Origin of the sequence: Bradyrhizobium sp. 132 (assembly GCF_023074185.1) — a bacterium.
Classification (GTDB): Bacteria; Pseudomonadota; Alphaproteobacteria; order Rhizobiales; family Xanthobacteraceae; genus Bradyrhizobium.
The window spans coordinates 13,858-36,066 of the sequence record NZ_JADPKY010000142.1; the positions used below are offsets into that span (position 1 = coordinate 13,858).

The 22,209-nt window shown below is 62.5% G+C and carries 20 protein-coding genes and 1 pseudogene; 15 read left to right on the top strand and 6 right to left on the bottom strand.

The window, feature by feature from the left end:
• Window positions 1-28: 28 nt before the first annotated feature.
• The 6 genes and pseudogenes from IVA74_RS41310 to IVA74_RS31260 all read left to right on the top strand — a co-directional run.
• Window positions 29-172 (top strand): annotated as a pseudogene (locus IVA74_RS41310) (RNA polymerase sigma factor); the annotation flags it as partial.
• A 173-nt stretch (window positions 173-345) separates the two neighbouring features.
• Entirely contained in the window at window positions 346-645 is a 300-nt protein-coding gene (locus tag IVA74_RS31240) for a hypothetical protein (protein WP_247350680.1), read from the top strand.
• Window positions 646-708: 63 nt separating this feature from the next.
• Entirely contained in the window at window positions 709-1,080 is a 372-nt protein-coding gene (locus tag IVA74_RS31245; protein ID WP_247350681.1) for a GNAT family N-acetyltransferase, read from the top strand.
• A 292-nt stretch (window positions 1,081-1,372) separates the two neighbouring features.
• Window positions 1,373-2,641, top strand: a complete 1,269-nt coding sequence (locus tag IVA74_RS31250) for a CoA transferase (protein WP_247350753.1) — start codon at window positions 1,373-1,375, stop codon at window positions 2,639-2,641.
• Between the two features lie 187 nt (window positions 2,642-2,828).
• Window positions 2,829-4,058 carry an acyl-CoA dehydrogenase family protein gene (locus IVA74_RS31255; RefSeq protein WP_247350682.1) on the top strand — a complete coding sequence of 410 codons (1,230 nt, stop codon included), beginning with the start codon at window positions 2,829-2,831 and terminating at the stop codon, window positions 4,056-4,058.
• Between the two features lie 9 nt (window positions 4,059-4,067).
• Window positions 4,068-4,631 (top strand): flavin reductase family protein, encoded by a 564-nt coding sequence (locus IVA74_RS31260; protein WP_247350683.1) that lies wholly within the window; start codon window positions 4,068-4,070, stop codon window positions 4,629-4,631.
• Window positions 4,632-4,656: 25 nt separating this feature from the next.
• On the opposite strand, the gene IVA74_RS31265 is transcribed toward IVA74_RS31260, so the two are convergent.
• Window positions 4,657-5,565 (bottom strand): NAD(P)-dependent oxidoreductase, encoded by a 909-nt coding sequence (locus IVA74_RS31265; RefSeq protein WP_247350684.1) that lies wholly within the window; start codon window positions 5,563-5,565, stop codon window positions 4,657-4,659.
• A gap of 166 nt (window positions 5,566-5,731) precedes the next feature.
• Here IVA74_RS31265 and IVA74_RS31270 point away from each other — a divergent pair, with 166 nt between their 5' ends.
• The 6 genes from IVA74_RS31270 to IVA74_RS31295 all read left to right on the top strand — a co-directional run bounded on the left by IVA74_RS31270 (window position 5,732) and on the right by IVA74_RS31295 (window position 12,055).
• Window positions 5,732-6,715: an ABC transporter substrate-binding protein gene (locus tag IVA74_RS31270; RefSeq protein WP_247350685.1), complete on the top strand. Its 984-nt coding sequence runs from the start codon at window positions 5,732-5,734 to the stop codon at window positions 6,713-6,715.
• 51 nt (window positions 6,716-6,766) lie between these two features.
• Window positions 6,767-8,461, top strand: a complete 1,695-nt coding sequence (gene ilvD / locus IVA74_RS31275; protein ID WP_247350687.1) for a dihydroxy-acid dehydratase — start codon at window positions 6,767-6,769, stop codon at window positions 8,459-8,461.
• Window positions 8,462-8,581: 120 nt separating this feature from the next.
• Complete coding sequence (locus IVA74_RS31280; RefSeq protein WP_247350689.1) at window positions 8,582-9,427, top strand: ABC transporter ATP-binding protein; 846 nt, start codon at window positions 8,582-8,584, stop codon at window positions 9,425-9,427.
• Window positions 9,424-10,209 (top strand): ABC transporter permease, encoded by a 786-nt coding sequence (locus IVA74_RS31285; RefSeq protein ID WP_247350691.1) that lies wholly within the window; start codon window positions 9,424-9,426, stop codon window positions 10,207-10,209. The genes IVA74_RS31280 and IVA74_RS31285 overlap by 4 nt, the downstream gene beginning before the upstream one ends.
• Window positions 10,206-10,973 carry an ABC transporter permease subunit gene (locus tag IVA74_RS31290; RefSeq protein ID WP_247350692.1) on the top strand — a complete coding sequence of 256 codons (768 nt, stop codon included), beginning with the start codon at window positions 10,206-10,208 and terminating at the stop codon, window positions 10,971-10,973. Before IVA74_RS31285 ends, IVA74_RS31290 begins: the two co-directional genes overlap by 4 nt.
• 35 nt (window positions 10,974-11,008) lie before the next feature.
• On the top strand, window positions 11,009-12,055 hold the full coding sequence (locus IVA74_RS31295) for a peptidase M29 (protein WP_247350695.1): 1,047 nt from the start codon (window positions 11,009-11,011) through the stop codon (window positions 12,053-12,055).
• Between the two features lie 99 nt (window positions 12,056-12,154).
• Here IVA74_RS31295 and IVA74_RS31300 read toward each other — a convergent pair whose 3' ends face one another.
• Genes IVA74_RS31300 through IVA74_RS31320 form a run of 5 tightly spaced genes read right to left on the bottom strand, consistent with a single transcriptional unit; the run spans window position 12,155 to window position 17,861 of the window.
• Window positions 12,155-13,147: a 3-hydroxybutyryl-CoA dehydrogenase gene (locus tag IVA74_RS31300; protein ID WP_247350698.1), complete on the bottom strand. Its 993-nt coding sequence runs from the start codon at window positions 13,145-13,147 to the stop codon at window positions 12,155-12,157.
• A gap of 3 nt (window positions 13,148-13,150) precedes the next feature.
• On the bottom strand, window positions 13,151-14,239 hold the full coding sequence (locus tag IVA74_RS31305; RefSeq protein ID WP_247350702.1) for an NAD/NADP-dependent octopine/nopaline dehydrogenase family protein: 1,089 nt from the start codon (window positions 14,237-14,239) through the stop codon (window positions 13,151-13,153).
• Window positions 14,236-15,759 carry a long-chain fatty acid--CoA ligase gene (locus IVA74_RS31310; RefSeq protein ID WP_247350703.1) on the bottom strand — a complete coding sequence of 508 codons (1,524 nt, stop codon included), beginning with the start codon at window positions 15,757-15,759 and terminating at the stop codon, window positions 14,236-14,238. Before IVA74_RS31310 ends, IVA74_RS31305 begins: the two co-directional genes overlap by 4 nt.
• Before the next feature lie 2 nt (window positions 15,760-15,761).
• Window positions 15,762-17,051, bottom strand: a complete 1,290-nt coding sequence (locus IVA74_RS31315) for an acyl-CoA dehydrogenase family protein (protein WP_247350705.1) — start codon at window positions 17,049-17,051, stop codon at window positions 15,762-15,764.
• 12 nt (window positions 17,052-17,063) lie between these two features.
• Window positions 17,064-17,861, bottom strand: a complete 798-nt coding sequence (locus IVA74_RS31320) for an alpha/beta fold hydrolase (RefSeq protein WP_247350707.1) — start codon at window positions 17,859-17,861, stop codon at window positions 17,064-17,066.
• A gap of 226 nt (window positions 17,862-18,087) precedes the next feature.
• Between IVA74_RS31320 and IVA74_RS31325 the strand changes: the two genes are divergently transcribed.
• The 3 genes from IVA74_RS31325 (at window position 18,088) to IVA74_RS31335 (ending at window position 22,175) form a co-directional block, all read left to right on the top strand.
• A complete protein-coding gene (locus IVA74_RS31325) occupies window positions 18,088-18,849 on the top strand; it encodes an SDR family oxidoreductase (RefSeq protein ID WP_247350708.1) in 762 nt (253 codons plus the stop codon).
• Between the two features lie 43 nt (window positions 18,850-18,892).
• Window positions 18,893-19,729, top strand: a complete 837-nt coding sequence (locus IVA74_RS31330) for an enoyl-CoA hydratase family protein (protein WP_247350710.1) — start codon at window positions 18,893-18,895, stop codon at window positions 19,727-19,729.
• 94 nt (window positions 19,730-19,823) lie between these two features.
• Complete coding sequence (locus tag IVA74_RS31335) at window positions 19,824-22,175, top strand: bifunctional salicylyl-CoA 5-hydroxylase/oxidoreductase (RefSeq protein ID WP_247350712.1); 2,352 nt, start codon at window positions 19,824-19,826, stop codon at window positions 22,173-22,175.
• Window positions 22,176-22,209 lie beyond the last annotated feature (34 nt).

Genomic DNA, 22,209 nt, shown 5'->3' on the forward strand with positions numbered 1-22,209 from the left:
GCGTGTTCAGGCCCGGAGGGAATCTGACGTGAGCGAGGCCGATACCGCCTGGATCGAGACCGCGCTGACCTCGGCGCGCCCCCAGGCGGTCGGCGCGCTGCTGCGCTATTTCCGCGATCTCGACACCGCCGAGGAGGCCTTCCAGAACGCCTGCCTGCGCGCGCTCAAGACCATCCGCGGCGTCGTGCCGCCGTCGTCCGAACCATTGCTGGCCGTGCACGCGCGAACGTGCCGGTCGCGGAGTTGGGCATTTGCTCGCGCCGCTGCGGTCTCCGGAGCCAATCTGGTTGTGTCCTTCTACTTCGCTAACCGCGGCTTCGAAAATGTCGCAAGGATCATCAAGCGGTGAAAATGCCAGATGATGAAATCAGGGCAATCGTTGCCGAGACGCTGGCCGAGCAACACAGGCTTCAGCAGGCGAATATCGATGCGATCGTATTGAGGACGGTGGCATCGGTGCTGGCCTCTTTTGGAATCGAGGATGACGACCGAAAGGAGCTGAGGGCTGATTTTCAGCACCTACGCCGATGGCGAACGAGCGTGGAGCAGGCGCAGAGCTACACCTTCAAGGCCGTCATTACAGTGATCGCCACCGGCCTGGTGGGTGCGGTTTGGCTAGGCGTCAAGGTCGTGCTCGGCAAGTGAGCCTCAACCGCGACGACATTGCTGCACTTCCACTCACGTCATTCCTCGCCAATGGACCGTCTCATGTACAGAATTCGCATTGTCGATGCATCCGATGACGACATCGCCGAGACATTGGCCGATCTGCATCAGTTGACGTTCTTCGATGCGGCTGCCTTGCCACAATTCGAGTTAGGGGCGTGGTGGCTTGCCTATCACGGCGATGAGGCGGTAGCCTTCGCTGGTGTCGTGCCCTCAACGCACATTCGAAATGGCGGCTATTTCTCCAGGGTCGGTGTGTTGCAGCGGCATCGGGGACGTGATCTTCAGTGCAGGCTGATGCGGGTGATCGAGGCGAGGGGACGGCGTATTGGATGGGACAGCATCGTCTCGGATACGACGGACAATCCGGTGTCTGCCAATAATTTCATCCGGGCGGGCTATCGGCTCTTTTAGCCCCAAGTGCCCTGGGCTTGGTCGCATACGCTTTACTGGCGAAAGCGGCTTCGCTGAGCGAATGGAGCCAGGTTTCCCGCGGTGCGAGCGTGATTCGCGCAACGTAAGATGGTTCGCGCGAGATGAAGCGCAGCACGAAACGTCCAAGGGCCCGGCAGCTTGACAGCTGCCGGGCCCTTTTGCGTATTCGAGCGATGCGGGTGAAGCACTTGCGAAGTCAGCGGTGGCGCGCTTTAAGTTTGCTCTCGCAGGAAATTCGGCGACCACAAGCCGATGTAAGGGAGCTCTATCGATGCCCACCAAGCCTCAATTGCCGGAACGTTCGCCGCGGACGACGGGAGGGCTGACCGCACTCGATGGTCTACTGGTCGTCGATTTCACGCGTGTGGTTGCCGGCCCGGCCTGTACGCAGACGCTTGCCGATTTCGGCGCGCACGTCATCAAGATCGAGAATCCGGACGGCGGCGACGACACGCGTGCGTATGAACACGCCGAGATCGGTGGAGAGAGTGCTGCCTATCTCAGCTTGAATCGCAACAAGCGCGGCATCGCGCTCGACCTGACCGTACCGGAGGCTCGTGAGATTGCGCTGGATCTGATTCGCAAGGCCGACGTCGTCGTCGAGAACTTTTCCAGCGGGGTCATGAAGAAATTTGGCCTCGATTATGAAGCTGTTGCACCGCTCAATCCGCGGCTGGTCTATTGCTCGATCTCCGCCTACGGGCGCACCGGACCGTTTGCCTCGCGTCCCGGTTTTGATCCGATCACGCAGGCGGAAAGCGGCTTCATGTCGCTTAACGGATTTGCCGATGGACCGGCGGTTCGCACCGGCCCGCCCATCGTGGACATAGCGACGGGGATGTCTGCCTGCAACGCCATCCTGCTGGCGCTGTTGGCGCGGGATCGGCTCGGTCGCGGCCAGCATGTCGAGGTCGCCCTGTTCGACATCGCCATGGGCATGACGAGCTTCTACGGCATGGCTTATCTGATCAATGGCGAGAACCCTGGGCGGTTCGGTAATTCGCCGAGCGGGTCTCCCACCGTCGGCGTCTACGAGGCCTCCGATGGGCCGCTCTACATCGCGTGTGCCAACGACCGGCTCTATCGCAGGCTGGTCGTCGAGGTGCTGAACAGGCCTGATCTCATAACCGATCCGCAGTTTGCAACGCGCAAAGCCCGCTCTGAGAACAAGGAGCTTTTGCGAGCAGCCATCGCGGAGGTCTTTGCAAGCGATACCCTCGAGAGCTGGATGGCGAAGATGAAGCTCGCCAATATCCCGGTCGGCTATCTCCGGACGGTCGAGGAGGGGTTCAATGCACCGGAGGCGCGAGAGCGCCATCGCTTGAGCCGGATTCCGCATCGTACGGCAGAGTGGGTCCCGAACATCGAGCCACCTATTGCCATGAGCCTGACCGGTTCGGTTGATCCTGTGGCTGCTCCGCTGCTGGGCGAGCACACGGAGCAGGTTTTACGTGATACGCTCGGTTATGATGAGCGCCGGATATCGCAGTTCACCCAAAGGGGTGTCTTTGGCTCAGGTAAGCCATCGGCGTCGGTTTGAGCCTGAGGGGCTGATCCTGCAGGCCAAGCCTGGCGCGGTTCGCAGTTCTCGGCGTCGCAATACCGCCTTCGCGACATCGCATCCTTCCCGGGCGGCCGGGTTCAGGGCGACTATACCCAGCGGGCGCCGCCTCGGCTTGATTTGGCAAAAGTCTCGCCTCATAACTGCGTGAAAGCGAGGGATGCCAATGGCGCCTGGTCAAGAGCCGAGCGTGGGTCAGCCCGCGGGGGCGCAATCCGATGAACGTGCCCATGCGGCAATGGTCGCGAAGGCCCGGGCGCTCGTACCACGGCTGCGAGACCGCGCGGCACAAACGGAAGAGCTGCGGCACCTGCCGCCGGAGACCGAACTGGACCTGCACGAGGCCGGCCTGTTCCGGATGCTCCAGCCCAGGCGCATTGGCGGCGCAGAACTCGACTATGTCGCCTTAATCGATTGCGCGGACCTCCTCGGACAAGCAGACGCGTCAGTGGCGTGGAATCTGGCCAATCTGGCGAGCCATCACTGGATGCTCGGCATGTTCGAGCCGACGGCGCAGGATCTGGTCTGGGGCCGTGATCCGGACGCGCTGATCGCATCCTCGTTCATATTTCCCGCCGGACGCGCCACGAGAGTCCAGGGGGGATACCGGCTCCATGGCAGCTGGCCGTTCTCCTCGGGCGTTGCCTCCTGCGCATGGAACATGCTCGCAAGCGTGGTTTACTCCGACGATGAGGCAGACGGCATCGAGTATCGGATATTTCTGCTGCCGAAAGCCGACTACAAGGTCCTTGATACCTGGAATGTCGCGGGACTGCGCGGCACAGGGTCTTGCGACGTGGAGGTCAGGGACGTTTTCGTGCCCGACTACATGACGGTCGCGGTGGGCGATCTTGCCGGCGGTCCGACTCCGGGGAGCGAGCTCAATCCTAATTCGCTGTATGCGCTCCCCGTGTTCGCGCTGTTTCCTTACGTCCTCTCCGGCGTCGCGCTGGGGAACGCGCAGGCGTGTCTCGACGACTATGCGGAGGTCGTCCGTCATCGCATTTCCACCTACAACCACGCCAAGCTGAGCGACTTTCAAAGCACCCAGATCAAGATCGCAGAGGCCTCGGCGAAGATCGACGCCGCACGCTTGATCATGCGCTCGGCCTGTCTGAATGCCATGGAGGATGCGCGGCGCGGTCATGTCCCCGATATGGCGACCAAGACCAGATACCGGCGCGACGGGGCTTATTCAGTAAACTCCTGCACGGATGCGGTTTCGATGCTGTTTGCCGCGAGCGGGGCGCGGGGTTTGTTCACGACGGGCGTGTTGCAGCGGCAGTTCCGCGATGCGCACGCGATCAACTCGCATCTCGCGTTCAATTTCGATGCGGCCGGGACCAATTATGGACGCGTGGCGCTGGGCCTGCCGTCCGAGAATCTCACGCTTTGAGGCCGGCCGATGAATGATCTGCCGAAGCAACCGGCCGTTCCCGATCCAGCCAACGAATTCGCGAACGACAGCTCGCCGATCGATCCCCGTGATTTTCGCAGCGCGCTTGGCACCTACGCTACGGGCGTGACGATCATCACGGCCGCGGCGCCTGATGGCAAGCCCTATGGCCTGACATGCAATTCGTTCGCCTCGGTCTCCCTGAATCCTCCGCTGGTTCTTTGGAGCCTGCTCGTCTATTCGTCCAGTTTGATCATCTTCCAGAACGCCAGTCATTTCACCGTCAATGTGCTTAGCGCTTCGCAACAGGCGCTTGCGAGCAAATTCGCCAAGTCATCGGATGACAAGTTTACCGGTGTTGACTGGACGCCGGGCCTGGGCAACGCACCGGTGCTCGCCGAGAGCGTCGCCAATTTTCAATGCCGCTCGGTCAATCGCTATTACGGCGGCGACCATGTGATCTTTCTCGGTGCAGTCGAGGCCTATGCTTACAATGCGACGGAGCCGCTGCTGTTCGCGCGGGGCGCGTTTGGTCGATTTCTCGCCGACGACGAGCCCAAGAAGCTACCCTGACGTGCTTCAGCTCGCGCTGGGCGGTTCAGCGCTCCCGCGCCGAAAGCTTGTAGATTTCGAGTGCATCCGCATCCGCGCCTCGCGCGGCCTTGGCGAGCCTGAAAAGTTGTCCCGCAAGCGAAGCCATGGGCACCGGCGTTGACGTCGTCTGCGCGACATCGGCGACCGTATCGAGGTCCTTGAGCATTGTAGCGATGTGACCGAGCGGCGGTGAGTGAATGCCCTGGACCATCCGCGGCACGAACAGCTGAAGCGGAATGGAGTCCGCGAAGCCGCCGGCGAGTGCTTCGGGTAACCGGTTGGCGTCGATTCCGGCGTTCACGGCAAGGCGCGTTGCTTCGGCAAGCACAGCCATCGCGCATCCGACAATCACCTGGTTGCAGAGCTTTGTAGTCTGGCCGGCGCCGGTCGGGCCCATGTGGGTGAACCTGCGTGCCATAGCGAGCACATAGGGCCGAACCCTCTCGATGTCGCCTGCTTCTCCGCCGGCCATGATCGCAAGGGTGCCTTCCTCGGCGCCCTTGGTGCCGCCAGACACTGGCGCATCGACCCAACTCGCGCCGTTCGAAGCTTTCAGCCGTGCTGCAAGGTCACGCGCCGCGTCAGGATGGATCGATGAGAAGTCGACCACGAGCTTCCCTGTTCCGGCAGCGGTTGAAACGCCTTCAGGCCCGAAGATCACCTCTTCAACGGCGGCGGCATCGGTCACGCACATGAAGACGATGTCCGAGCTCTCCAACAAGTCGCGTGGGGTGGCTGCGCATTTGGCGCCGGCCTCGACGAGCGCGGCCACCTTCGCTTCCGAACGGTTCCAGACCGTGACCTGATGGCTGGTCTCGAGCAGGCGCCGGGTCATGGGTGTCCCCATCAGTCCAAGGCCGAGATAGCCGAGCCGCTCGACGCCTTGCGGGTTTGTCCTGCTCGCTTCGGCCATAGGTTGCCTCCATCCGTCGCTCTGCGACGCTGCATTACCATACATGGCGCATGCCACGACGAAACCGCCCGGCCCGCATGGCTTGCTTGATTGTTTGAACCATGAAACATTTGCGGCGGTCGGATTGGATGGCGCCGGTCGGTGCCGGAGCAGCGGAGTGGGCACGATGCGAACCGTTTCGAAGTGGATCCTGGCTTTGGGGGCGGCAGCGGCCGCGAGTGCGAGTGCAGGCTCGTCATGGGCGCAGCAGACGATCCGCGTCGGCTGGACGATTCCGGCTGAGGAATCCAAGTACTGGATGATGCGCCGCCCGGCTGAGTTTCCCAATATCGGCAAGACCTACAACATCGAATGGACCCAATTTCAGGGCACCGCTCCAATGACGCAGGCATTGACGGCCGGCGCGCTGGATTGCGCGACGCAGGCGCCGCTGTCGCTCGCCAACGGCGTGGTCGGCGGCAACCTCAAGGCCTACATTGTGGCGCAGCACGTCTTCGAGAAGCCCGGCGGATTCTCGGTCTACTGGGCCGTCATGGACGACTCCCCGATCAAGTCAATCGCCGATCTCAAAGGCAAGACGGTCGGGATCTCCGTGATCGGCGGCGGCACGCAAGGCCCGTTCAATCTGCTGCTGAAGCAGAATGGCGTCGATCCGGCCAAGGACATCAAGCTGGTCGAGGTCGGCTTTGCCATTTCTGAAGATGCGCTGCGGCAGGGCCGTGTCGATGCGGTCAACATGAACCAGCCGTTTGCCGCGCGCGCGGAGGCAAAGGGCGGCACTCGCAAACTCTTCTCGCTGTCGCAGGCCATGCCAAACATCGTGCATATCCTGGAAGCCTGCCGTGCGGATTTCGTCGACAAAAACCCGGAGCTGGTGAAGGCTTACGTGCGTGACATCACCTCCGGCATGAAGAAAGTGCTGGCCAACCGCGAAGAGACGTTGAAGGTGGTCAACGAAGTCCTGAAGGCACCTATTCCGGTTCTCGAGACCTATCTGCTCAAGGACAATGATTTCGGCCGCGATCCCGGTGCGGCACCGAATTTCCCCGCGATCCAGAAGATGCTGGACATCTACGCGGAGACAGGGATGCTACCAAAATTGGATGTCGCGCAATTCAAGCATTCGACGATTGTCGCTCCTTTGCAATAGGCGATCGGGCGAACGATCCGAGCGAGGAGGTCGCGGCGTGAAGATGCACGTATGAAGAAGTTGCGATCACGGATCACGACGGACGGCCTCGATCGGGCCCCGCACCGCGCGTTCATGCGGGCCATGGGGCTCGACGACGCTGCGATTGCCAAGCCGATGGTGGGCGTCGTCAGCATGAAGGGCGAACAGACGCCCTGCAACATGACCCACGACTTCCAGGTCGCGGCGGCCAAAACGGGCATCGAGGAGGCCGGCGGGACGCCGCGCGAGTTTTCGACCGTGTCGGTTTCCGACGGCATCAGCATGAATCACGAGGGGATGAAGTTCTCCCTGTTTTCGCGGGAGCTGATTGCCGATTCGATCGAAGCCGTCGTCCATGGTCTCGCCTACGATGCGCTGATCGGATACGGCGGATGCGACAAGACGCTTCCCGGCGTGATGATGGGGATGGTCCGGTGCAACGTGCCGTCCATTTTCATCTATGGCGGTAGCTCGCTGCCGGGCCGTGTGGACGGGCGGACCCTGACCGTGCTCGACTCCTATGAGGCTGTCGGCAGCTTCATGACCGGAGAGATCGACGGCGCCACGCTCGAGCGGATCGAGCGCGCCTGCCTGCCGACCATCGGCGCGTGCGCCGGGCAGTTCACCGCGAACACCATGGGGATGGTGTCTGAAGCGATGGGCCTCACCATTCCCAACGTGTCGATGGTGCCGGGCGTCTATGCCGAGCGCGCGCAGATATCCAGGCGGGCGGGGCGCCTCATCATGGAGATGCTGGAGCGCGGCGGGCCCTTGCCGCGCGACATCGTGACGCGGAAATCCCTGGAAAACGGTGCGGCAATCGTGGCTGCCACGGGTGGTTCGACCAATGCTGCGCTGCATCTGCCGGCGATTGCGAACGAGGCCGGGATCGCATTCACGATCGATGATGTCGGCGAGGTTTTTGCCAGGACGCCGCTGATCGGAAACCTGCGACCTGGAGGCAAATATACGGCGAAGGATGTCTACGATATCGGCGGCGCCGCCGTGGTGATCCGGGAGCTGATCCAGAGCGGGCATATTGATGGCAGTTGCCTGTCCGTCACGGGGCGTACACTTGCCGAAGAATATGGCGCCGCCAACGCACCCGACGGAGAGGTCGTTTACGCGGCTCGGGCGCCAATCATGCCCGATGGCGGCGTGGCTGTGCTGAAGGGAAACCTCTGCCCTGATGGCGCGGTGATCAAGGTCGCGGGCTTGAAGAGCCTGTTGTTCGAAGGTGTGGCGCGCATCTTCGAAGACGAAGAAGCTTGCGTCGCAGCGGTTCGTGACCGCAGCTACAAAGCGGGCGAGGTGCTCGTAATCCGCAATGAAGGGCCGGTTGGCGGCCCAGGCATGCGCGAGATGCTCGGCGTCACCGCGCTGATCTATGGACAGGGCATGGGCGAAAAAGTGGCCCTGATCACGGATGGACGGTTCTCCGGCGCCACTCGCGGAATGTGCGTCGGCTATGTGTCTCCCGAGGCCTTCGTTGGCGGCCCGCTGACGCTGGTTCGCGATGGCGACAGGATCCGGATTGATGCTGCAAATCGGCGGATGGATATGCTCGTCGACGAGCAGGAACTCACTGCTCGCCGGCACAATTGGAAGCCGCGTCCGCCTCGTCACCGTGCTGGCGCCCTCGCGAAATATGCGCGATTGGTTGGCCAGGCGCCAGGCGGTGCTGTCACGCATGAAGGGCCCGCAGAATGGCCCTGGTTCGAATGACGCGGCGCACCTGCTCGGAAACAGTCGGTAGTCTGGCAAGTTTCTTGCTAAGCTCGTGCCGCTGACGGGGACGTTCAGCGAGTCTGTTGCGCAGGATTCGCGCGAGTGAAGTGAGATGGGATGAAGGTAGTGCCTTCGAGATCGAGCGAATGGGTGAGACCGGTGAGGCCGCAAAAACCGGCTTCTGCAATCATCGAGATCGAGCGCGTCTCGCAGGTTTTCCAGACCTCGACGCGCAAGGATCATGTGGCGCTATCTGACATCTCGCTGACGATCGACGAGGGAGCCTTCGTCTCCATCCTTGGTCCGTCCGGCTGTGGCAAGTCGACCCTGCTTTACGTCGTCGGCGGCTTCGTCAGCCCGACCAGCGGCTCAGCAAAGATAAAGGGACGGACAATCACGGGGCCAGGGCCGGATCGCGGTCCGGTGTTTCAGGAATTCGCGTTGTTTCCGTGGAAGACCGTGCTGGGTAACGTGATGTATGGCCCGCGTCAGCAGGGCGTGCGGGCTACTGAGGCGGAAGCGCAGAGCCGGGCCCTGATCGAGATGGTCGGGCTCAAGGGCTATGAGGGCTTCTATCCCAAGGAATTGTCCGGCGGCATGAAGCAGCGCGTGGCACTGGCCCGAACGCTGGCTTACCATCCTGAGGTTCTGTTGATGGACGAGCCATTCGGTGCGCTCGATGCTCACACCCGGACGCGCCTGCAGAACGATCTCCTGAACATCTGGGAGCGTGATCGCAAGACGGTGCTGTTCGTCACCCACTCGGTGGACGAGGCCGTCTTCCTGTCGGACAAGGTCGTCATGATGTCGACATCGCCCGGCCGCATCCGCGACATCATCGACATCGACCTGCCGCGGCCACGCCGGCGTAACGAGCTGCTGCTTGACCCGCGCTACCAGAAATACGTCGTCGAGATCGAGCGGATGTTCGACGAGAGCGACCTAATTGGGTCTTCGTCATGATATCGCCTGCTGCCTTGGCGAGACGTGCTGCCCCGGTGCTTGCCTGCATCGGATTGCTCGCAATGTGGCAGGTGGCGTCGCTCGCGCTAAAGAATGACAGCTTTCCGACGGCGATCGAGGCGATCCGGGCGATTCCGGACATTCTTGGCGACAGGGAATCGCTGATCAACATCCTGGCCTCGCTGCGCCGCATGGCGATCGGGTTCGGCATAGCGGTATTGATCTCGATTCCGCTGGGCCTGTTGATGGGCCGCAGCCGGGCCGTTGCGGCCTTCTTCAATCCGCTGCTGATGATCATCTATCCGGTGCCGAAGGCGGCCTTGATGCCGATCATCATGCTGTGGCTGGGCGTCGGTGATGTCACGAAGACGCTGGTGATCTTTCTGGGCGTCAGCCTGCCCGTGATCTATCACAGCTTCGAGGGCGCCAAGGCAGTGGAAGAGAAAATGCTCTGGTCGGGCGCCGCGATGGGGCTTTCACCTGCGCAACGGCTGGTCCGGATTGTGCTGCCGGCGGCGCTTCCGGAAATCTTGACCGGGTGCCGAACTGGACTCGTGCTGGCGCTGATCACGATGATCACCAGCGAGATGATTGCCCGCCAGTCGGGCGCCGGCAATATCCTGTTCAACGCGCTCGACATGGGCCAATACGACACCGTCTTCGCAATGATCATCATCGTTGGGGCGATGGGAATCTGCCTGGATGCGATCTTCGAGCGGATTCGCGCAAGGCTGGTGCGGTGGTCCGAGCCTCAGTTCGACATGCCGCTGAGCTTCTCATGATATCGCGCCTTCACTCCACAAGCATCATCCTCGGGCTCGCGCCAATCGTGCTGGTGCTCGCGCTGTGGCAGGGCCTCGTTTCATTTGGCTTTGCGCCTGCAGTCTTGCTGCCGCCGCCGGGATACGTCTTCGGCCGGCTGCTCCAGCAACTTTTGACCTGGACGTTCCAGCAGGATATCGCGGCGACCCTGCTCAGGTTGTTTGCCGGCTTCGCGATTGCGGTCGTGCTCGGTGTCAGCGTCGGCATCGCCGCTGCCGCCAATCCGGCTATCAACGCCGTGGTTCGGCCGATTGTTCGCGTATTGGCGCCGTTGCCCAAGGTTGCGCTTTATCCGGCACTTCTGTTGCTGCTCGGCTTCGGACACGGATCGAAGATCACGCTGGTGGCGGCAGACGCACTCTTTCCCATTTTGCTCTCTACCTATTACGGCGCGTCGACGGTGGAGCAGAAGCTGATCTGGTCGGCCATGGCGGCGGGAACGCCGCGCTATGAGATCCTGTTCAAGGTGGTGCTGCCGGCGGCGATGCCGTCGATCCTGACCGGTTGCCGGATCGGCCTTGTCATTTCCTGCATCGTGGTGTTTCTGGCCGAGATGATCACATCGACGGATGGGCTCGGACATTCGCTCGTCACGGCGGCCCGGACTTTTCAGGCCGTCGATATGTTCGTGCCGCTAATCACGATCTCGCTGCTGGGGTTGATCCTGAATGGTCTGCTGGGGGCCGTGCGCGCGTACCTGCTGCGGGGTTTCCCCGAAGCATGAACTGCGAAGAAGAAACCAGAAGACGGGAGTAGACCATGCTGGCTGATCGCATTGAGGCTAAATGGATCGACGCATTTTGCGAGATCTTTGAACGATGCGCTGTCAAGGCCGGCGATACCGCCGCGATCCTCTCGGAAACCCAGTCACGTGCGTTGAATGTTCATCTGGCGGAGCTCGCGCTGCTGCGGATGGGCGCGCGGCCGTTTCATGTGGTTATGCCGACTCCGCGTAACCGGAATATTGTTCCGGTTCGCTCAACGGGGGCGAGTGAGGCGATCCAACGGCTCGGGCCGGTCATCACCGCGCTTCAACAGGCCGGCTTTGTGGTGGATTGCACCATCGAGGGTCTAATGCATGCCGTGGAGACACCAGAGATCCTCAAGGCCGGTGCGCGCATCCTGGTGATCTCCAACGAGCATCCCGAGGCGCTGGAGCGGATGGTGCCGGATCCGGCGCTGGAGAAGCGCGTTCGCGCAGCGGCGAAGATGCTGCGCGGGACCAAGCGGATGCGGGTGACGTCAAAAGCCGGCACGGCGCTCGACGTCGATATGGTCGGCGCGTCCACGGTCGGCGTGTGGGGGTGGACGGACAAGCCCGGTACGTTGGCGCATTGGCCCGGCGGCATCGTTGTCAGCTTCCCCAAGAACGGAACGATCAATGGCACGCTGGTGATGGCGCCCGGCGACATCAACCTGACCTTCAAGCGTTACCTGACATCTCCGGTGAAGATGACACTGAAGGACGATTATGTCGTCGAGCTCGACGGCGAGGGCACGGATGCCGCGATGATGCGTGCCTATCTCGCGGCCTGGGGCGATCGGGAAGCCTATGCGGTATCCCATGTCGGTTTCGGCATGAATCCGGGCGCACGCTACGAGGCGCTGTCGATGTATGACCAGCGCGATACCAACGGCACGGAGATTCGCGCCGTCTCCGGCAACTTCCTGTTTTCGACCGGGGCCAATGAATTCGCCGGCCGCTACACGGCGGGCCATTTCGATCTGCCGATGATGGGGACGACGATTGAGCTTGATGACCTCGCGGTGGTGCGTGAAGGGGTGCTTCAGGACGTCTTCGGCTAGAGCGTTTTCGAGCGAAGTGGATACCGGTTCGCGTGAAGAAAACGCGTCAAAACAAGAATGTAGAGCTTCGGTTCTGATTCAATCAGAACCGATAATGCTCTAGCCGCGATCGAGCACCGGCGGACGCGCCAGGTCGAAGTGCCGGAGCAGGTCGACCATGGCCTGAAGCCGCTTCACCCGATAGGCGTCGACGTCCATACCTGAATAATCGAGAAAGCCTGCGCCAGTGCGCAGGCCGATCCGGCCTTCGTGCATATTGCGGGTAATGACGTCCGGCGCGCGATACCGGTCACTGCCAAGTGCGTCCTCGAGATACCGGCTGGCGTAGTACAAAATGTCGCCGCCTCCCCAGTCGATGAATTCAAGCAACCCGAGTACGGCATAGCGGAAGCCAAATCCGTAGCGGATCGCCTTGTCGATCTCTTCTGCGCTGGCGACGCCTTCCTCGACCATGCGTGCGGCCTCGTTCATCGCGAGCGCCTGGATGCGCGGAACGATGAAGCCAGGCGTCGCCGCGCAGACCACCGGTACCTTGCCGATGCCTTCGAGCAGAGCCTTGACCTCGTCGATGATGGCGGGATCGGTAGCCTTGCCGGGCGAAACCTCGACCAGCGGTATCAGATAGGCCGGATTGAGCCAGTGCACGTTGAGGAAGCGTCGGGGGTTCACGATGGCACCTGAGAGATCGTCGACGAGAATGGTCGACGTCGTTGAGGCGATGATCGTATCCGGGCCGATCTGCTTTGAAGCCGCCCCCAGGATCTCTCTCTTCAGTTCGACGACTTCTGGGACCCCCTCAAAGACTATTCCCGCGTCGGATAGTGCAACACCGCTCTGGCTGGCCGGCGCCACCGAGACCCGTGCGATGAGCGGATCGACATCCGCCTCGGTCACTAGCCCCAGCTTCGACAGGCTGGCAAAGGTCTTCCTGACCTCGCCGAGCGCATCTGCCTCCAGCCTGGCGAAATCTTCCGCTGAGCGGGCCTTGATGTCGATCATCGTGACCGTATGCCCCGCGTAGGCGAACGCGACGGCGATGCCGCGGCCCATGCGGCCGGCCCCGAGACAGGCAATGTTAGCTCGGCTGGTCATCGGTTAAAATCCCTTGCGAAGAAGCGTCTGCAGTTCGGCCTTGCCGAGATTGCCGAGCCCCAGCGTCTCGAGCGTTCGGCCGCCTTGCGCTAAATCCTCACCGCAGATTGCGCCACCGATGGCCAGGAATGCCTTGGCCAATGGCGTCGCCACGCCCGCTAGGCCGGCGACGGAGACCAGCAGCGATAGCCCAAGCCGCAAATCTTCACGCATGTAGCGATGCTCCCTCAGCACGATCCGCTCGCGCCAGTCACCGGAATCGGTCAGCCGGTCATGCGAGCCGCGCCCATACATCCAGATCTCGCCTTCCCTCGCATAATGATGGGCGAGCGGAAAATGCGGTGCGCCATATCCGAGTGCCTCACGCACGGCGATCCGCTCGGCATCGAGTGCATCCGTAACTCGGCGAATCGCGGCTTGCGTTCCTTCCTTGTGGATGTCCCACCGCTCGAAATGCTCGATCGGGCCCGCATTCATCACGATCAGAGGCGGATGGATAATCGGGCCTGCGTTCATCAGCGCGCCGGAGAGAGCATCTCCGCACGGCTCGACCGCGCCGGGGAAAGCCTGTCCAATCACCTCAAGTGCATGCGGCGCTTGATCGAGCGGGAAAACGCCGACCGGAAGTCGCTTGGCGCGGATGGTGATCGCGACCTCGAATGGCCCGTGCTTGCGGGTCAGCCAGGGTAACGTCCCGGTCTCAGCAAAGCTCGCCTTGGCGCGATTGTCCGCATCCCGCGCAGCCTGTGCGAAGATCATCGAGCCGAACGTCGCCGGCGGCAGAAACACGACCTGTCCATTTCGTAGATGTGGAGCAAGCAGCCGCGCAATGTCGGGCTGCGCGAAGGCAGGTGCAGGGCACAGGATCAACTCTGCGCCGTCGACCGCTTCGGCAATGTCAGCCGTTAGCACCGCGAGCTTGACGTCGTGAGGACCGTTATGATCCTTCACCAGGATGCGCGAGCCGGCGGCGCGATGGGCTGCGACCTGATTCGCGTCGCGGCGCCAGAGCCGGACCGCATGTCCCGACAGCGCAAAATCGCCCGCGGCCGCGAAAGAGCCGTTCCCCCCGCCTAGAACCGCAATCTTCAAGATGCTTCTCCTCGCGTGCGCGATTGCGCATCAAGCTGCTTCAGCAGAAAATGCTGGACCTTGCCCAGCGCAGTGCGCGGCAGGTCGGTGACGAAAACGATCTCGCGCGGAACCTTGTAGCGCGCGAGTTGTGCCTGAAGATGCACTTTCAACTCGTCTGCTTCCAGTCGACAGCCGGATCGCTGAATCACATAGGCGATTGGCACTTCGTCCCAACGCGGATCGGGCCGGCCGATCACGGCGCATTCGCTGACATCGGGGTGTTCGAGCAGGACGCGCTCGACCTCTGCAGGGTAGACATTCTCGCCGCCGGATATGATCATGTTTTTCTTGCGATCTCGGACCCAGAAATAGCCGTCCGCATCGCACAGGCCGATATCGCCGGTGCGATACCAGCCGTCGTGCAGCACATCGCGCGTGGCGTCCGCATTGCTCCAATATTCGAAGAACACGTGGGGGCCGCGAACCGCGATCTCGCCCGGCCCGCCCGCCGGCATCTCGTTGCCGGCCTGATCAATCACCTTCGCTTCGCAGCACAGGCCGGCAAGTCCCGTCGATCCTGCGCGCGAGAGATCGCCACCAAGCCGAGTGTAGACTGCGATGGGACAAGTCTCCGTCGAGCCGTAGACCTGAAGCACCGGGACGCCACGGGCGACGAAGCGGTCGATCAGATGCGGCGGCACGATGGTCGAGCCGGTCGTGACGGCCTTGAGTGATGAAAGATCGGTCGTGGCCCAGGCGGGATGCTCGCTTACGGCCTGGATGATCGCCGGCACCATCACGGTCAGTGTCGGTCGTTCCCGTTCGATGGCTGCAAGCGCAGTGTCCGGCGTGAAGCGCGCGTGAACCGTGACCGTCGCGCCTAGCTGGAGCGCCGGCGTGGTCTGGATGTTGAGGCCGCCGACATGGAAAAACGGCAGCAGCGTCAGCACATGGTCGTCGGACGTCATGTTGTGCATGTGCTGGCTCATGACGCCGTTCCAGAACAGCGCCTCCTGGCGCAGCACCGCGCCTTTGGGCCGTCCGGTCGTTCCTGACGTGTAGACAATAAGGAGCGGGCAGGAGAGATCAGTGTGCGGGTTGCGGCCGGTGCCCCCGCTTCGAGCCAACAGGTTTTCGAACGTCGTGCCGCGAAGCGGCTCGAAGTCGAGCCCGACAATTGCAGTCCCCTCAAGCTCGGCAAGAACGCCTTCAAATGCCTGCTCGAGCACCAAAACCTTGGCGCCGGCATCGGTGAGGATGAAAAGCTGCTCGGCGATAGCGAGCCGCCAGTTCAGGGGCACCAGCATCGCGCCGAGCCGGGCGCAGGCATAGAGCAGAACCAGATAGTCCGGCCGGTTCAGGCTGAGGATGGCGACGCGGTCGCCCCGGCCTACGCCGAGCTCCTGCTTCAACGTCGCCGCGGTCCGCTCGATCCGTGCGGCGAACGCTGCATAGCTCAACCGCTCGCCTTCAAAGGCAATGGCTGTCTTGTCTGGCGCGAACGCCGCGTTGCGATCGATCAGACTACAGAGGTCCACCGTCAGTCGTCCGTTTCGCCGGCCTCGTATAGTGCTTCGCGTCCGATCCGGTCGAGGCAGAGCTCGGCTGTCCAAGGCAGCATCAGCGAGCCGCAGCGGCTGTCTCGATAGATGCGCTCGAGCGGCAGCGAGCGGAGCATGGCCTGGCCGCCGCAGGTCCGGATCGCGAGTGTAGCGAGCTCATTGGCGCCCTCCATCACCGAATATTGCGCGGCATAGGCGCGCAGCACCTGCTCCTTGCTCGGATTGGCGCGGGCCTCGGTGACGGCCTGGAACCAGATCGCCTTGATCTGCTCGAGCTTGATCTCCATCTGCGCGACCGCAATTTGCTTGGTCGGATACATCCGGCGCTTGATCGGCGGCATGCCCGGTATTTCGCCGCGCAGATATCGCACGGTGAAGTCATAGGCGGCTTGCGCAAGGCCCATATAGGTCGGCGACAGCGTCAGGAACATGTGCGGCCAGCGCATCGCGGCCTGGAAATAGACGCCCCGCGGCATCAGCGCCGAATCTCCCGGCACGAACACGTCCTTGAACAGCAGCGTGCGCGAGACCGTTCCGCGCATCCCGAGCGGATCCCAGTCGCCGACGACCGAAACGCCTTCCGATTTTGCGGGGATGGCGAGGTAAAGCGTATTGCGGCGCGAAGCCTTTTCGCCTTCCTCGATCTCGGTGCAGAGCACGCCGTAATAGTCCGCATGTCCGGAGAGCGATGCAAAGATCTTCTTGCCGTTGACGATCCAGCCGCCTTCGGCCGGCCGTGCTTCCGTGCCGAAAGCGACGCCGCCTGCCGCTGCCGCACCACCCTCCGAGAAGGGCTGCGAATAGATCGCGCCATCCTCGACGATGCGCTTGTAGTGGACTGCACGCCGCCCTTCGTGCTCGGCGCGGGTCTCAGCGTCCATATCGAGATCGTCGGCGAGCGGGCCCGACCACAGCGTCGAGCAGACATGCATGTTCCAGGTGAGCGCAGTCGCGCCGCAATAACGGCCGATTTCGGCTGCCGCCAAAGCGTAGGTCTGGTAGTTTGCGCCGAGCCCGCCATGTTTCTTGGGGACGGCAATGCCGAGCAGGCCGACGCGATGCAGGTCGCGATAATTCTCGGACGGGAAGATCGCCTCGCGGTCGTAAGTCGCGGCGCGGCCAGCGAACACGCTCTGGCCGATCTCGCGCGCCCGCGCGATGATGCCGGCTTGTTCGTCGCTCAGGCGGAACGCGACGGGATCGAAGATCGGCGCATCGAGCGCGACCTTGTCGGTTGCGCCGATATTCTTGCTGACTTGCATGGTCATGGCGCAGTTACCCTACGTTTTGGTCGCGACGGAGTTCAGGAACCGACCGAGGGCCCCGTCAAAGGCATCGGGGCGCTCAAGGTTCGCAAGATGGCCGGCACCGGCCAACTCGACATATTCGGCAAATGGAATGTAGGTCGCCGTCTTCGCCATCATGGCGGCCGGCGCGTTGTTGTCCCTGGAGCCGGACAGCAGCAGCGTCGGGATGGAAATGTCCTTGAGCGTGGCTCGCTGATCGAATCCAATCAAGGCCAGCATCATGGCGCGATAGCTCGCCTCGGGCACGCTTGCCATGCACTCGCGTGCGAGCTCCATTCCCTTGGGATCAGGATCGTCGCCCACGAGTTCCTCCACCAGAGAGGGCGCCAGCGACTTCATCGTTTCCCCGCGATCGAGCGGTCCCAGGCGTGCGGCGAGAAACGATTTCTGCCAATCGCCATCGGCCTTGCCGAAGGCCGGGCTGGTCTGCGCCAGCACGACTGCGCGCGCCGGTTTTGGGGATTGCACCAGCCATTTCTGGACGATCATGCCGCCGATGGAATGGCCAACCAGAATGGGCCTGCTCGCACCAAGCTGCTCGATGAATTGCTGGAGCGCATCGGCCAGGGCAGCGATGCTGACGCTGGCGAGCGGCGCCGATCCGCCATAGCCCGGCATGTCCCACGCAATCGCGTGGAAGCGGTCGCCGAATGTAGCAAGCTGCTGCCGCCAGGCCCGTGCCGCACCGCCGATTCCGTGCAGGAAAATCAGAGGCGTCGCGCCCGGATCGCCGGCGGCTTCATAGGCGAAGCGGCCGTCCTTTGTTATCATTGGCGCAGGCTGCGACACGCGACATCCTTTTGCTCGGCCCTTCGATGCTAACAGGCCTGTGAGGGATGGGAAGAGATAATTTTATACTTAAAGCAATTTTTGGGCCGGTCGTTGGCGTGCAGTTGTTCGCGGTGCCAAGTCGAGGCTTGTTTGCAAAAGTTTGAAGGTTAAAATATATCAAAATATATCCAAGAGAGCGATCAGCAGAATGCAAGGAAGCCAGCGCATGTCCGGATTACCGCATTCGCCGCACGCGCTGGTGACCGGTGGCGGTCGCGGCATCGGTCGCGCTATCGCGGCAGCGCTCGTCGAGGCCGGCGCCACGGTGACGGTGCTTGGCCGGAACGCCGCGACGCTTGAAGAGGCCGTCAGTGCAGGAGCTGCGCATTTCGCGGCCGTCGCCGACGTCTCGAACGAAACCTCTTTGAAGGCCGCCATCGCTGAAGCGAGCGCGCGGCAGCCGATCGACATTCTGATCGCCAACGCGGGAAGTGCCGAGTCCGCGCCGTTCTTCAAATCCGACAGCGCCCTGTTTGCGCGCATGATGGACGTCAATTTCATGGGCGTGGTCCATGCCATCAGCGGTGTGCTGCCCGGGATGAAGGATCGCCCCTACGGGCGCATCGTCGCGATCGCGTCGACGGCCGGGCTCAAGGGCTATGCCTACGTCAGCGCGTACACTGCGGCCAAGCATGCTGTGGTCGGTCTCGTGCGGTCCCTCGCTATCGAGATGGCTGGCAGCAGCGTAACCGTAAACGCGGTGTGCCCCGGTTTCACCGACACGGATCTTGTCGCCGGCAGCATCGAGAACATCATGAAAAAGACGGGGCGTAGTCGCGAGCAGGCCATTGCCGAGCTCGCGAAACATAATCCGCAGGGACGGTTGATCACGCCCCAGGAGGTCGCCGATGCCGTGCTCTGGCTGTGCGGCGGGAGCGCCGGTGCGATCACCGGGCAGGCGATCGCTGTTGCCGGTGGTGAGATTTAGCGCGCCTGGCATGGGCACATAATAAGAAATCCAAGGAGATCGCATGAGCAGACCAGCCAACCCCGTGACCTTGCCGCTCGCGGACTATTCGCCGCAGCACTTCCTGTTCGCCGTAGTCGATGGCGTTGCAACAGTTACGCTCAATCGTCAGGAACGGAAGAATCCGCTGACCTTCGAGAGCTATCGCGAACTCACCGATTTCTTTCGCGCTTGCGCGTTCGATGATGCGGTCAAGTCCATCGTCATGACAGGCGCCGGTGCCAATTTCTCGTCCGGCGGCGATGTGTTCGAGATCATCGGTCCGCTCGTGAAGATGGACACCAAGGGGCTGACGGCGTTTACGCGGATGACCGGCGACCTCGTCAAGGCGATGCGGGCCTGCCCGCAGCCGATCGTGGCGGCGGTCGAAGGGATCTGCGCCGGCGCGGGCGCAATCATCGCCATGGCGTCGGACATGCGGCTTGCGGCGAGCGGGACCAAGGTCGCATTCCTCTTCAACAAGGTGGGCCTTGCCGGTTGTGACATGGGCGCCTGCGCGATCCTGCCGCGGATCATCGGACAGTCCCGCGCCTCCGAGTTGCTCTACACCGGCCGGTTCATGACTGCGGAGGAGGGCGAGCGCTGGGGTTTCTTCAGCCGCATCGTCACATCGGAGCAGGTGCTGCCCCAGGCACAGCTGCTGGCCAAGCAGATTGCGGAGGGACCGACCTTTGCCAACACCATGACCAAGCGGATGCTGGCGATGGAATGGGCGATGTCGGTGGAGGAGGCGATCGAGGCGGAAGCTGTTGCTCAAGCGCTGTGCATGACGACGGCGGATTTCGAACGGGCCTTCGAGGCCTTCGCCAACAAGGTCAAGCCGGTCTTCAGGGGCGACTAAGCCGGGCTTTGCCGGCATCCTGCCGCAATGGGGACTTGCGCGAAATTAGTTTAGGCTTAAAATAGTTTCGGCGGGTTGAACTGGCGAGGCTCCCATGAAAGTCGCGATCATTGGTGGCGGACCTGCGGGTCTCTACGCTGCAATCCTGCTCAAAAAGCAGCGGCCGAGCGCTGAGATTACGGTGTACGAGCGCAACCGCGCGGACGACACTTTCGGCTTCGGCGTGGTGTTCTCAGACGCGACGCTCGATAATTTCGAGAAGCACGATCTTCCGAGCTATCGCCGTATCACCCAGGAATTCGCCTACTGGGACGACATCGCCGTGCACTTCCGCGGAACGGTCCATCGGGTCGGTGGCAACGGCTTTTGTGGCTGCTCGCGGCAGAAGCTGCTCCTGATTCTCCAGGCGCGAGCGCGCGAACTGGGCGTCGTCCTGATTTTCGAAGCGGACGTCGAGGACGAATCCAGCTTCGCCGACGCCGATCTCATCCTGCTCGCGGACGGCATCAACAGCCGCTTCCGCGACAAATACGTCGATCATTTCGCCCCGGAAGTCGATCTCCGTACCAACAAGTTTGCCTGGATGGGTTCGACCAGGCCGCTGGATGCCTTCACCTTCATCTTCCAGGAGACGGAGTGGGGGCGGTTCATCGCCCATGCCTATCAATATCAAGCCGGGCACTCGACCTGGATTTTCGAGACCGATCCGGAGACGTTCGAGCGGGCGGGACTGACGGGTCTGAACGAGACCCAATCCGCCGCGCGGATGGCTGAGATCTTCGGCTGGTTCCTCGAAGGGCACCAACTGCTCACCAACCGCTCGACGTGGCGTAACTTCCCGATGATCCGCAGCAAGCGCTGGGTCAAGGACAACATGGTGCTGCTCGGCGACGCCAAGGCGACCGCGCATTTCTCGATCGGCTCGGGCACCAAGCTCGCAATGGAAGACGCGATCGCGCTGGCTGACGCCATGGAGAGGGCGCCCAGCATCAAGGCGGCGCTGGACGTCTATGAGCACGGCCGCCGCGAAGAGGTCGAGAAGATGCAGCACGCCGCCGACGTCTCGCTGGTCTGGTTCGAGCATGTCGACCGCTTCTGGGATTTCGATCCCGTGCAGTTCGCCTTCGGCGTGATGACGCGCTCGAAGGCGATCACCTATGACAATCTGAAACTCCGTGCCCCTGACTTCGTGGCGGAGGTCGAAAGATCGTTTGCCAAGCGTGTTCGTGACGGCGGCTTCGACGTCGACACCAAGAACCCGATGGTGCCGCTGTTCCAGCCATTCCGGCTGCGCGAGATGGAGATCGCCAACCGCGCCGTGGTATCGCCGATGTGCATGTATTCGGCGAAGGAGGGCGTGCCGACCGATTTCCATCTGGTGCATTACGGATCGCGCGCGATCGGCGGCGCCGGCCTGATCTTCACGGAGATGACCTGCGTTGCCCGCGACGCCCGCATCACGCCCGGCTGCACAGGACTGTGGAATGACGAGCAGGAGGCGTCGTGGTGGCGCATCGTTGATTTCGTTCATGCCAATTCGACTGCGAAAATCTGCCTGCAATTGGGCCACGCCGGGCGCAAGGGCGCGACCAAGCTGATGTGGGACGGCATGGATCGTCCGCTGGAGGAGGGCGGCTGGGACGTCTTTTCCGCATCGCCGCTGCCCTATTTCCCCGACAGCCAGGTTCCGCGTGAGCTCGATCGCGCCGGCATGGATGCGGTGAGGGACGCTTTCGTCGCGGCGGCCGAGCGCGGCGAACGCTGCGGTTTCGACATGCTCGAACTGCACTGCGCCCACGGCTATCTGCTCGCGAGCTTCATTTCGCCGCTGACGAATACGCGGACGGATGATTATGGCGGATCGCTCGCCAATCGCCTGCGCTTCCCGCTCGAAATTTTCGAGGCGCTGCGGGCCGTGTGGCCGTCGCACAAGCCGATGTCGGTGCGCATTTCCGCGACCGACTGGGCCGAGGGTGGTATCGGCGGCGATGACGCGGTGGCGATCGCGCGCGCTTTTGCCGAAGCCGGCGTCGATCTCGTCGACGTCTCGACCGGGCAGACCGTGCGCGATGCGCAGCCGGTCTATGGGCGCATGTTCCAGACCCCGTTCTCCGACCAGGTCCGCAATGAGGCTCGCGTGGCCACGATGTGCGTCGGCAACATCACGACCGCCGACCAGGCCAACACCATCCTGGCTGCCGGCCGGGCGGACCTCGTCGCGCTCGGGCGGCCGCATCTGGTCGATCCCTTCTTCACCATGCGGGCTGCAGCCTGGTACGGAGCAGGCGACGCGTTCTGCCCGCCGCAATATCATCCCGGAAAAGATCAGATTTTCCGCAACAGCGTACGGGACCGACAGGATCTCGAGGAGCTGAGAATTAAGGCTAAGCCCAAGACCCGGGCCGAGCTCAGGGCGGAGGCGACAAAGCCGCTTGCGGCGGAGTGACCGCCCGTGCGAATTTGGCCGCATTGCCTGGTGT